Consider the following 13089-nt stretch of genomic DNA (forward strand, 5'->3'; position numbering starts at 1 on the left):
TCCCCCGTCTCAATACGTGTCACGCCCCTTGGTCACAATTTATTACATTGGTAAAAACATTTACTAACTGTACGGGGTGATCAGTATAACTTCACAAGGTGGCTTGTTCGCCAGCCCCGTAGCGACAAAAAGGGACTGAATGGGCGTCACCATGAATAACATGTATCGACTTGTCTGGAGCATGGCCGAGGGCGATTGGCGCGTTGCGTCGGAGATCGGGCCACGTCGCGCCAAGGGGACTGGGCGGCATCGCACCAGGGCTGCGCGTTGCCTGGCAGTGGGCAGTGCCTGTCTGGTGCCGGCGATGGCCATGGCGGGCGAGCTGCCGTCCGGCGGCACCGTGGTGGCCGGCGATGCCGCCATCGAGCGCCAGGGTGATAACCTCACCATTCAACAGAGCAGTCAACGAGCGGCCATCGAGTGGGATGAGTACTCCATCGGCGAGGGCAATACCGTACGCTACGACCAGCCTGGGGCCGAAGCCGCTGCCCTGAACCGCGTGACCGGCGACCGGATCTCCGAGATTCGTGGTGCCCTGGAAGCCAATGGCCGGGTGTTTCTGGTCAACCCCAATGGCGTGCACTTCTCGCCCTCTGCCCGGGTCGATGTTGGCTCGCTGGTGGCCTCCACGCTGGATATCTCGACCGAAGACTTCATGAACGGCGACTATCGCTTCGAAGGTGGCAGCGCCAATGCCGTCGTGAATCAGGGCAATATCACCACCGCCGAGGGCGGCACGGTGGCAATGATCGCCGCCGAGATCGTCAACACCGGTACCATCGAGACCCCACGGGGCAATACTCTGATGGGAGCGGGCAGCACCGTGACGTTGGACCTGGGCGGCCCGGTACAGATCGAGGTGGAAGAAGCGCGCCTCGACACGAAGATCGAGCAGGGCGGTGCGATTCGCGCCGATGGCGGACGCGTCCTGCTCACCGCCAAGGCTGCCGATGAACTGACCGCCAGCGTCATCAACCACTCGGGCATTACCGAGGCTAAGACGCTGGCCAGCGGCGAGAACGGTGAGATCAAATTGATGGGCGATATGGAAAGCGGCCGCGTCGAAGTGGCGGGCCGGCTTGACGCCAGCGCCCCCGAGGGCGGCGATGGCGGTTTCGTCGAGACCAGTGCCGCCGAGGTCAGTATCGCCAACGAAGTGCAGGTCACCACCCGTGCTAACAGCGGCGAAACCGGTGAGTGGCTAATCGACCCCACCGACTTCAACGTCAGCGACGGCACGGACTCGCAGAGTGATAGTGGCATCGGCGCCGAGACGCTCTCCACCAATCTCGCGAATAACGACGTGACTCTGCAAACCGTTGCCACCGGCAGCGAGGATGGCGATATCAACGTCAACGCCGCCGTCGACTGGGATGCCAACACCATCCTGACCCTCAATGCCCACGGCGATATCAACCTCAACGCCGCCTTGACCGCCACCGGCGACAGCGCCGGTCTGGCGCTCGATTACGATGGCAGCGACTATTACGTCAACGCGCCGGTGACGCTCTCCGGCGACAATGCCAGCCTGTCGGTCAACGGCACCGGCTACACGCTGGTTCAGAATGTCGACGAACTCCAGGACATGAACAACGACCTCGGTGAGCACTACGCCCTGGGTCAGTATATCGATGCCAGCGGAACCTCGGGGTGGCATGGTGGTGATGGTTTTGAGCCTGTTGGTGATGGTCCTGGTTTTGATGGCGCTTTTGAGGGATTGGGGCATAGCATCAGTGATCTGACCATCGAGCGCGGTGACGAATACCAAATCGGTCTGTTCGGCGTTGCCGATGAGGGCAGCGTGATCCGCAATGTCGGGCTGATTAACGCGAGCGTGACGGGCCGCGGATCGACCGGCGCCCTGGTGGGAACCAATCAGGGCCTCATAAGTAGCGCCTATGCTATCGGTGGCGCAGTACAGGGGGAGGATGGCGTTGGCGGCCTTGTCGGGGGCAACGAGGGCATGATCAAGAATGCCTACGCCACCGGCAGCGTGACTGGGAGATATAGCGTTGGCGGCCTTATTGGGGCCAACGTCAGACTCAGCCCCGGCCCCGACAACAACGAAGCCACGGTTAAGAATGCCTACGCTACTGGCTTGGTGACGGGGGACAGCGTCGGCGGCTTATTAGGGGGAGCCTCCAATGGCACCATTGATAACAGCTACTATGCCACCACCGATGCTGATGGCAACGCCATCGACGGCGGTTACACCAATGATATTGGCGTCGGAAAATCTTTTGCTGCGTTGGCTGACCCAACGACTTTCGAGAACTGGGACACAACCAACACTTGGGGCTTCAACGCCGACGCTACGTTGCCAGGTTATCAAGTCAGCCTGCCTTATCTTGATGGCATCACTCGCCAGCAAGACATCCAGACCACCACCTTGTTTGAAGGCGGCCAGGGCACTGAGGCAGAACCGTTCACCCTCACCGACTGGCAAGAGTTGCAGAACATCAACTTCAACAGCGATGTGCTGACCGGTGATTACCACTTTGATCTTATCAACAACCTCGACGCCTCTAGCCTCGGCTACGCCGAACTGGCGGGTGAAAACGCTAATGGCGGCAAGGGCTGGAATCCCATAGGCAATAGCCTTGATGCTTTCAAAGGCTCCTTCGAGGGTCAAGATCATCGCGTCAGCGACCTGACCATTGAACGCCCCGACGAGGACCATATTGGGTTGTTCGAGGCCCTGGGGAGTAGCAGCACGATCCGCAATATCAGGGTGGTCGATGCCGATATTACGGGCAGAGACTATGTCGCTAGCCTGGTTGGCACGACCTTAGGCACAGGTAGTGTCAGGGATGTCTTCGTCAGTGGTCATGTTGCCGGTGAGTATACGGTTGGCGGGATGATCGGTAGCAATAGCGGTAGTTTGGAAAACGCTCGTGCCAGCGTACATGTCGAGGGCGACAATAATGTCGGTGGACTGGCAGGCTTCAACGGGGGTGATATTGCCAACGCTTATGCCACTGGCCAGGTTAACGGCGATGACAAAGTGGGCGGGCTGATGGGACGCAATCTGGCGGCTAACGTTGATGATGTCTATGCTACCGGCCCCGTCAACGGCAATATAAATGTTGGTGGTTTGGTGGGCCTCAACTCGAACAGTACCATCAATAATGCCTATGCCACGGGCTCGGTGACAGGCGAGGAATATTACGTGGGGGGCCTGGTCGGCAACGCTAGCTCCAGTTCCGTCAATGCCAGTTACTACGCCACCACTGACGCTGATGGCAATGCTATCGACGGTGACTACACAAATGATATTGGCGCTGGAAAATCCTTTGCCGCGTTGGCTGACCCAACTATTTTCGAGAACTGGGACACAACCAATACTTGGGGCTTCAACACCGACGCTACGTTGCCGGGTTATCAAGTCAGCCTGCCTTATCTTGATGGCACCACTCGCCAGCAAGACATTCAGACCACCACCTTGTTTGAAGACGGTACCGGCACCTCGAGCGATCCCTACATCCTCACCGGCTGGCGACAGTTGCAGAATGTCAATTTCAACCGTGATGTGTTGACCGGTGACTATCACTTTGATCTCGTCAACAACCTCGACACTGGCACGGCTGGCTACGCCGATCTGGCGGGTGAAAACGCCAAGGGCGGCAAGGGCTTTGATCCTATTGGTGATGATGCAAGCGCCTTTAACGGGCATTTCGATGGCCTCGGTCATGTGATCAGCGATCTCACCATTGATCGCAGTAGCCAGGGCTATGTTGGCCTGTTTGGTTATATCGAAGATGCCACACTTCGCCGGATCGGCCTGGAAGGCGGTAATGTTAAAGGGGGGCGCCCTTCAGTCGGCGGCGGGGTCGGCGGGCTGGTAGGGCGTAGCGACAACAGTGTGATCACTGACACCTACGTTACCGGTAGCGTCACTGGCGAGTACAACAATGTTGGCGGACTGGTGGGATACAACGAAAGCGGCGCAGTCAGCCAGAGCTATGCTACCGGCGATGTATCGTCATCAAGCACCGACTACGTCGGAGGGCTGATAGGGTATAACAACGACGGCACGATTACCCACGCCTATGCCACCGGCGATGTATCATCAGCAAGCGGTTATGGTGTCGGCGGCCTGGTTGGGGAGGCTACCCAAGGCAGCACCATCACCTACACCTATGCTACCGGCGATGTATCAGCAGATTTGTACTCCGGCGGGTTGGTGGGGGTCATTTACGACAGTACGGTCAAAAAGAGCTATGCGACGGGCCATGTCAGTGGTATTAGCAGAATCGGTGGCCTGGTGGGCCATAACGATAACGTCACAGTGACCGACAGCTTCTACGCTACCACCGATGCTGACGGCAACGCCATCGACGGCGATTACACCAGTGATATTGGCACTGGCCAAACCTTGAACGAGCTACAACAGCTTTCCACCTTCACGGGCGCCGGCTGGGACATCGACGCCCAGGGCGGAACCGGGGCTGTCTGGCGCATCTACGACGGCCACACCGCGCCGTTATTGCGCCACTTTCTGACCACGCTGGATGTGGAAACGGATGATGCCACCGTAACTTACAACGGCACCACCCAGACCGGACCCGGCACCTGGAGCGTGAATGGCTCCCACGATGCTGACTTGATCCTAGGCACGGCGACTGCTACTGGCGGCGGCCAGAATGCGGGAACCCACGCCGTCAGCGTGGATGGTCTTTACTCCAATCAGCAGGGTTATGACCTAACCGTCAATGGCGGCACTCTGGAGATTAACAAGGCCGATGCCACAGTGACGGCCAACAGCGATACCGTGACCTATGACGGCACCGAGCAGTACGTCAGCGGCTTCACCGCCACCGGATTGGTGAACGGCGAAGATGAAAGCGTCCTCGCTGATGTAACCACCAGCGGCGGCACCGGCACCGATGCCGGTAGCTACGCCCACACGGCCAGCGGCACCGATAACAACTACGCCCTGACGTTTACGGACGGTGCTCTGACTATCGACAAAGCCGATGCCACCGTCACCGCCAACAGCGATACCGTGACTTATGACGGCACCGAGCAGAACGTCAGCGGCTTCACCGCCACCGGATTGGTGAACGGCGAAGATGAAAGCGTCCTCGCTGATGTAACCACCAGCGGCGGCACCGGCACCGATGCCGGTAGTTACGCCCACACGGCCAGCGGCACCGATAGCAACTACCACCTCACCTTTACCGATGGCGCTCTGACCATCGACAAAGCCGATGCCACCGTCACCGCCAACAGCGACACCGTTACTTACAACGGCAGCGCCCAAAGCGTTACCGGTTTTACCGCCAGTGGCCTGGTCGGCGGCGAAGACGAAAGTGTCCTCACGGATGTTACCACCAGCGGTGGCAACGGCACCGATTCCGGCACTTACGATCACACCATCGCCGGCAGCGATGACAACTACAACTTGACCTTCAACAACGGCGCCCTGGAGATCGACAAGGCACCGCTGACCGTGACCGCCAACGGCGATGGCAAGACCTACGACGGCCAGGCATACAGTGGTGGCAACGGCGTGTCCTACCAGGGCTTCGTCAACAACGAGGATGACGGCGTGCTGACCGGCAGCCCGGATTACAGCAGCAGTAGCCAAGGGGCTACCAACGCCGGTCACTACGTCATTACCCCCGGCGGTCTGAGCGCCGATAACTACGCCCTGACGTTTGCGGACGGCACGCTGACCATCGATCCGGCGCCGCTGACCGTAACCGCCAACGACGACCGCAAGGCCTACAACGGCCAAGCGTACAGTGGTGGTAACGGTGTGTCCTACCAAGGCTTCGTCAACAACGAGGATGACAGCGTTCTGACCGGCAGCCCGGATTACAGCGGCAGTAGCCAGGGGGCTACCAACGCCGGTAGCTACGTCATTACCCCCGGTGGCCTGAGTGCCGACAACTATAGTCTGACCTTTGACGGCGGCACCCTGACCATTGATACCACGTTCCCACTACCATCCCGCAACAGCATCGCCGCCTTGCAGCAACTGACTGTCGAAACCGATGAGAGGAGTCAGGAAGGCCCCGACGGCGACGCCAATTCCGATAGCGGCCTGAGACAGTTGGCGGCGGACAGCACTACTGACATGCAGACTAACGCAGGCGCCGCCGGTGGTGAGGCCGATCACTCGTGGCTAATGGTGGAGAACGGTGGGATTGCACTACCTGCTGTTCAGGACGCCCCGGCTTCCACTGCTCAGTAATTTTTCGGAACGATTTCGATCATGATGCAATACAAGATGGAAAGAGCCTCCCTAACCACCGGCCTGGTCCTTTTGGCAGCGACTCCCGTTCTGGCACAGACGCCTCCCGACGCTGGTCAGATTCTGCAACAAAGCCAGGAAACTCAGATCACCCCACTGGCGCCTTCCGTGGAACTCGAACTCGATGGTGAGCCGCTCACCGAAGGCGAGCCCGGCGGCGCTGAGGTGACGCTTCAGGAGATTCGCTTTTCCGGCAATACGCTATTTGACGCCGAACGACTGCGGGCGGTACTTGGCGAGGCTGTTGAGCAACCGCAGGATATGGCGGGACTGCAGCAACTGGCCAATCGTATCAGCCAGTTCTATCGCGATAACGGCTACCCCTTCGCTCGCGCCTTGCTACCAGCCCAGGACCTCGGTAGTGGCGCCCTCATCATCGAGGTGGTCGAGGGGAACTACGGGCGCGTTCACGCCAGCGGCCCCGAGCCGTTGGCTAGCGATCTCCAACCCTGGCTGGCACCGCTGGAACCCGGTACACCGATCGCCTCTGCCCCCTTGGAGCGCCGGTTGCTGTTATTAGGCGATCTACCCGGGGTGGCCGCCACGCCTGTGATGCGACCAGGTCAGCGTACCGGCACGGGTGAGCTGGAGGTTCAGGTACGACCTGCACAGCGAGTCACCGGCTTGGTCGGTGCCGACAACCACGGCAGCCGTTATTCCGGTGAATATCGGGGACGCACCAGTCTCAACGTTAACCGTCTGGCTCGGGTCGGTGATGAACTCAGCTTGACCGCTCTGTACACCAGCGAATCTACCTGGCTAGGCAACCTGCGCTATGAGTCACCGATCGGTGTCAGCGGGCTGCGCGGCGCGCTGGGCTATGCTCATACCAACTACACGTTGGATCAGGGGTTCGAGGGTTACACCGGTACGGCGGATGTCTATTCGGCAGAGTTGCGTTATCCCCTGCTGCGTCGTCAGCAAAGCAACGTGTCGGTCAGCGCTCGCTACCAGTACAAGGAACTGGACGATGAAGTCGAGTTCGCCGACTACCTGCGCGCCACCGAAAGCCATGGGTTGCCGTTGAGCTTGGAGTTCGACACGCGCGACGCCTTGGGACGCGGAGGTATCACCTTCGGCACCTTGACCCTGACCCCAGGCAAGCTGGAGCGCTCTGATCCCGTGCTGGGCGATAAAGACTACGGCTTCACCAAAGTGAATCTGGACGTGGCGCGCCTGCAGGCACTGGGCGCTGGTTTAGAATTGTATGGTCGTATCAACGCCCAGTGGTCGGACCGTGACGAACTGGACAGTTCAGAAAGCTTCAACCTTGGCGGCCCCAACGGCGTGCGCGCGTATCCGGTCGGCGAGGGCTCCGGCAGCCGCGGTTGGCTAACCCAGTTCGAGTTACGTTATAGCGCGGGCAAGGGCTTCGCACCCTATGCGTTCTATGATGCCGGACGTACATCTGATGGCGGTATGAATGTAGGCGAGGCGCGTGAGGTGGCTGGTGCTGGCGTGGGACTACGCTACCGGGCCGGGGATTTCAAACTGAACGTTGCCAGCGCTTGGAAGACGCAGGGAGGCGATGCCCAATCGGAAGGCCGGCAGCGCGATCCACGAGTGTGGGCAAGTCTTGGGTATCAGTTTTGAATGGCATGTAGTGAAGCGCCTGATTCAATAAAGCCATCGCTGCAGGGGAGGGCGATTTCCGAGTTCGATTTGCTGGGTACGCGGCACCAGGCTTGACTGAGGCATAAAGAATTGTTTTCTTAATACGCCTGTTCAATAAACGGCACTTTTCCGTATTGCTTCTAAGCTAGTAATAGCGGAGTGGCGAGCTGTGCGCACGCTGCCGTGAACGCAAACCTTGCCTGAACCAGATCAGGAATTCCTATGACGACACAATCCAATGACGAGGCGCCGTCACGCGACCGCCTCAATGGGCCGGTGTTTTACAGTTCGGTGGTCGGCATCGTCGCCTTCTCGCTATGGGTGATGCTCGCGACCGACCAGGCCAACTCGATCATCAATGCCATTCTCGGCTGGATCTCCAATACCTTCGGTTGGTACTACTTCCTGACCGTCGTGATCTATCTGGCTTTCGTGATCTACCTGGGGTTCTCGCGCTACGGCAAGATCCGCCTGGGGCCCGAGCATGCACGACCCGATTTCAACATCTTCTCGTGGGCGGCGATGCTGTTCTCAGCGGGGATCGGCATCGGCGTGATTTTCTTCGCCCTGGCCGAGCCACTGACGCAGTTCTACAACGCGCCCAACGCGCCCGATGACCAGGTCGCCGCAGCGCGTCACGCCATGGAACTGACCTTCCTGCACTGGGGGCTTTCCGGCTGGGGTATCTACACCTTGGTAGGCATGGCGCTGGCCTTCTTCAGCTATCGGCATAACCTGCCGCTGACCATTAGCAGTGCGCTCTATCCGATCTTCGGCAACAGGATCTATGGCACCATCGGCCATGTGGTCGATACCGCCGCCGTGCTGGGCACGGTCTTCGGCATCGCCGCAAGCCTGGGCATTGGTGTGATCCAGCTCAACTTCGGCCTGGACTACATGTTCGGCATCCCCGAAAGCAACTGGACCCAGGTGGTACTGGTGCTGGGCATCGTGCTGTTCGCCACCATCTCTGCCGTGACCGGGGTGGAGCGCGGCATCCGACGGCTCTCCGAGTTCAATATCCTGCTGGCGGTTCTGCTGCTGCTGTTCGTGCTGTTCGCAGGCAAGACGATCTTCCTGCTCAACGCACTGGTGATGAACGTCGGCGACTATCTGTCCAACTTCATCAGCCTGTCGTTCAACACTTATGCCTTCGACCGGCCGACCGGTTGGCTCAACGGCTGGACGCTGTTCTTCTGGGCCTGGTGGATTGCCTGGGGGCCGTTCGTCGGGCTGTTCCTGGCGCGCATCTCGCGGGGCCGTACCATCCGCACCTTCGTGCTCGGCACCATGACGCTGCCGATCATCTTCATGTTTCTGTGGATGTCGTTGCTGGGTAATAGCGCCATCGACATGGCGATGAACGGTGCCAGCGAGTTCGGCGAGCAGGTGATGAACAATCCGCCGGCGGGGATCTATCTGTTCCTCGAATCGTATCCGATGCCGATTGTGAGCACCGCTGCGGTGAGTATCCTGGCGATCGTGTTCTTTATTACCTCCGGGGATTCCGGGGCGCTGGTGCTCTCCAACTTCACCTCGAAGCTCAAGAACGTCAGCAGCGATGCGCCGATCTGGATGCGCATTCTGTGGTCGGCGGTGATCGGCATTCTAACCCTGTCGCTATTGCTTGCTGGGGGGCTAACGACCCTGCAGAGTGCCGTGGTGATTACTGGCTTGCCGTTTTCGATCGTGTTGTTCTTCATGATGGCGGGACTGCTCAAGGCATTGAAACTCGAGGCCTTCAAGGAAGACAGCCGGCGTCTGAGCCTGGCCGGTCAGCTTTCCGGGCGTAGCGGCGGTGGTAGTGAACGCGACGCGCGCAACTGGCAGCAGCGTCTCCGGCGTGCCATGAGCTTCCCCGGCAAGAAGCAGACACGGCGCTTCATGGACGAAACCTGCAAGCCGGCCATGGAAGCCGTGCGTGACTCCCTGCAAGGGCAAGGCGTCTCGGCCGAGATCCACCAAGGCGTGCAGAACGGCGACGACTATATGTCGCTCAACGTCGATTTCGAGGACGAGCAGAACTTTACCTACCAGATCTGGAGCCAGAGCTTCTCGACGCCCGGCTTCGCGATGCATGCTCCGCAGGCTGACTCGCGCTACTACCGGCTAGAGGTCTATCTGCTCGAGGGTAGCCAGGGTTACGACCTGATGGGCTACACCCGCGACCAGGTGATCAGCGACATCCTCGACCAGTACGAACTGCACATGCAGTTCCTGCACCTCAACCGGATCGAGCCGGGCAACATCAACATGCCCGACAGCCCGGAACAGCCGCCCGCGTAAGGTGTGCCCGGTCGGCCGTTATGCGGCCGACCTTCGTTATGAAGATGCTTGCCCCCGGCCGCGACGCGGTCGGGGGTTTTTGTGTGTATGGCCGCGAAAAGTCGTTGTCTGCAGCAGTCGCTGATTCGCCCCGAGCGAAGGTAAAGACCATTGCGTATGGCTGAACTGGCATTAATGTGAACTTCGTGCTACATAATAGATCACTATGTAGCGCGAAGGTGTCATATGGCGACTCCTCACAATCCTCCGGCAGCTGTGCGGCGCGCGCTGCGCAAGCTTGGGGCCGACATTTACGATGCGCGACGCCGGCGTAGGCTTACCATGGCCGTCGTTGCGGAACGTGCTTTCACTTCGCGTTCGACCCTGCAGAGAATCGAGGCGGGTGACGCCAGTGTCGGCATCGGTATCTATGCTAGCGTTCTTCAGGCGTTGGGACTTCTCGATGGGCTTGCTCACATCGCTGATATCGGCAACGACAGCGTTGGCCAGGCGCTTTCCAGCGCCGAGCTGCCCAAGCGAGTCGTGTTGACGCGATCACCGAGGTCTTCACGCAATGACTGAGTTCGAAGTTCATATCGATCTTAATGGAGAAACATCTCCAGTCGGCCTGGCCAGGTGCAATCGCGTTCGCGGCACGGAGAAGATTCTCTTCGAATACGACGCCGCATGGCTCGAGTCTCCGGATCGCTTCTCACTGGAGCCTGCTCTTGCGCTAACGCGTGGGGCCTTTGCACCGCCCGCGGGGCTGACCAGCTTCGGCTCAATTGGGGACTCGGCCCCTGATACCTGGGGCCGGCGTCTCATGCAGCGTGCCGAACGCCGGCGTGCCGCGCGGGAAGGTCGCAATGTTCGAACGCTTGCCGAGAGCGATTATCTGCTGGGAGTCGCGGATGAGACCCGGCTTGGCGCCCTGCGTTTTCGCCGAGTGGGCGAGGAGTCTTTCCAGGCGCCGGTTCAGTCTGGCGTTCCCGCGCTCGTCGAGCTGGGCCGGCTGCTCCAAGTCACGGAGCGTGTCTTGCGTGATGAGGAAACGGATGAAGATCTCCAGCTCATCTTTGCACCCGGTTCTTCCCTGGGGGGTGCCCGTCCGAAAGCGTCGGTAATCGACCAACACGGCCATCTCTCTATCGCCAAGTTCCCGAAGGATACCGACGAATATAGCGTGGAGACCTGGGAGGAAATCGCGCTCCGCTTGGCCAACCAGGCTGGCATCGTGACGCCGAAGCACGAACTGGTCGACGTGGGAGGTCGGGCCGTCATGCTCTCAAGGCGGTTCGACCGAGACGGCACCACCCGCACCGCATCCCGTTTCTTTCCGCGATGGCAATGATGGGCGCCAGGGATGGCGAACCTGGCAGCTATCCCGAGATGGTCGATGCTCTGACCGCGCATGGTGCTCAAGGAAGGACAGATGCGCACGCCCTTTATCGGCGCGTCGTCTTCAGCGTGATGATCTCCAATGTCGACGATCATCTGCGCAAGCACGGCTTTCTGTGGTTGGGGAACGCTGGATGGTCACTCGCTCCGGCCTATGACCTCAACCCGGTTCCCAGTGACCTCAAGGCGCGGGTGTTAACGACGAACATCGATCTCGACGAGAGCACCTGCTCGGTCGATCTGCTGGAGGCAGCATCCGGCTATTTTGGGCTCACGCTGGCGAAGGCTCGGCGGATCATCAAGGAAGTTGCGTTGGTAACGGCCACTTGGCGGGATACTGCCAGGGCGGTTGGCGCACGCTCGGCCGAGATCGAGCGTATGACTAGCGCCTTCGAGCATGCTGACTTACAGCGAGGGCTGGCACTGTAAAGGCGTCTTGTACGTTCAACGGGAAGTGTTGTCTCACCTTCACTTTTGAGGGTGAGGACGCCATCTTGGTGGGTTATCAGGACTATGCTGCCATGTGCCGTTACTTCTTGCGTCAATAAAGCCATTGCCGCAGGGCTTCGCGGTTACCGAGTTCGATCTGCTGGGCACGTGGGTCGCCTTCCACATGGCGATGGTTGATGCCGTATTCACGCAACACGTATTGAGCCAGCGCGCAGCGGCAGGTGATCTCCAGCACGCGTGCCGTCATGGCGTAGTCCTGGGCGATCAGTGCTTGCTCGGCCTCGCTGAGCCGCCGGTCGGGGATGATTTCCAGCGTGAGGCGTTGTGCCCAGGCGGTATCGTTTGCGGGGTCGGCGGCGGGTAATACATCGCCGATGGCCTCGGGCACACCGCGAAAGCGCGATAGCACGAAATCGCGAAAGGCGGCGTTCTTCTCGCAATACGCACGGACGTGCCAGCGTCCTGCGGCATAAACCAGGGTGTGCGGGGCAATGAGCCTGTCCTCGCCTTGGGGGGAAGAAAAGCTCGCGTAGACGACCTCCAGACGCTGACGCTCCCGCGCTGCCGACACGACTGCCCGCACCACTTCCGGCGAGACATCGCGAATCGGCATCGGAACCGATTCCGTATTGGCCGCGCCCAGACCCAGCCCCACGAACTGCGGATTCAAGGCATCGTGTGTGCCTAGCAAGTGCAAATATTCATCCACATGGCCGCGAATGAAATACGGCGTGAAATGCGATGTCGGTACCCACGCCTTGCGCGACGTGTCGTAGACAAGGTTATCCACCGCGACTTCCTCGCGATAAGTGCGCAGCACCTGCTGGGCCCGGTCCTTGCCCAGTTGAAAGGCCTCGCGCAGCGCGGCGGCCGTGACGCGACCCTCCCAGTACGCCAACAGCTCGATGAGGTGATAACGCGCCTGCGTGTCCCAGGCGAGCGGCGATGTTTCCTTCATGATGCATCCCTCATGGTCTTTCGCTTGCGCAACCGGCCGGAAAATTCCCCTGGTGTTTTATCCATGGGGTAGTCGGGCTCAATCGACTTTGCTTATATGAGGGTAACAGAGCGTAAGCCGTTGTAGTCGCCCCCAATGCCGGAGG

Annotated in this window: 7 protein-coding genes and 1 pseudogene; 7 read left to right on the plus strand and 1 reads right to left on the minus strand. The window is 59.8% G+C overall.

What is annotated here, in order from left to right; genetic code table 11:
• Positions 1-160: 160 nt before the first annotated feature.
• From L1073_RS08200 to L1073_RS17235, 7 genes and pseudogenes are all read left to right on the plus strand, one after another.
• Complete coding sequence (locus L1073_RS08200; RefSeq protein ID WP_246898327.1) at positions 161-6199, plus strand: GLUG motif-containing protein; 6039 nt, start codon at positions 161-163, stop codon at positions 6197-6199.
• A gap of 21 nt (positions 6200-6220) precedes the next feature.
• On the plus strand, positions 6221-7852 hold the full coding sequence (locus L1073_RS08205; RefSeq protein ID WP_246898328.1) for a ShlB/FhaC/HecB family hemolysin secretion/activation protein: 1632 nt from the start codon (positions 6221-6223) through the stop codon (positions 7850-7852).
• Between the two features lie 243 nt (positions 7853-8095).
• On the plus strand, positions 8096-10159 hold the full coding sequence (betT, locus tag L1073_RS08210) for a choline BCCT transporter BetT (protein WP_246898330.1): 2064 nt from the start codon (positions 8096-8098) through the stop codon (positions 10157-10159).
• Positions 10134-10283 (plus strand): annotated as a pseudogene (locus tag L1073_RS17345) (hypothetical protein); the annotation flags it as partial. The gene betT and the pseudogene L1073_RS17345, both read left to right, overlap by 26 nt.
• A 101-nt stretch (positions 10284-10384) precedes the next feature.
• The gene (locus tag L1073_RS08215; protein ID WP_281504520.1) at positions 10385-10720 is read left to right on the plus strand and encodes a helix-turn-helix domain-containing protein; all 336 of its coding nucleotides are present in this window, start codon (positions 10385-10387) and stop codon (positions 10718-10720) included.
• Complete coding sequence (locus tag L1073_RS17230) at positions 10713-11489, plus strand: type II toxin-antitoxin system HipA family toxin (RefSeq protein ID WP_281506038.1); 777 nt, start codon at positions 10713-10715, stop codon at positions 11487-11489. The genes L1073_RS08215 and L1073_RS17230 overlap by 8 nt, the downstream gene beginning before the upstream one ends.
• Positions 11489-11965, plus strand: coding sequence for a HipA domain-containing protein (locus tag L1073_RS17235; RefSeq protein WP_281506039.1), 477 nt, complete (start codon positions 11489-11491; stop codon positions 11963-11965). The genes L1073_RS17230 and L1073_RS17235 overlap by 1 nt, the downstream gene beginning before the upstream one ends.
• Positions 11966-12077: 112 nt before the next feature.
• On the opposite strand, the gene L1073_RS08225 is transcribed toward L1073_RS17235, so the two are convergent.
• Positions 12078-12944 (minus strand): WYL domain-containing protein, encoded by an 867-nt coding sequence (locus L1073_RS08225; protein WP_246898333.1) that lies wholly within the window; start codon positions 12942-12944, stop codon positions 12078-12080.
• Positions 12945-13089 lie beyond the last annotated feature (145 nt).

Origin of the sequence: Chromohalobacter nigrandesensis (genome assembly GCF_023061285.1) — a bacterium.
Lineage (GTDB): Bacteria > Pseudomonadota > Gammaproteobacteria > Pseudomonadales > Halomonadaceae > Chromohalobacter > Chromohalobacter nigrandesensis.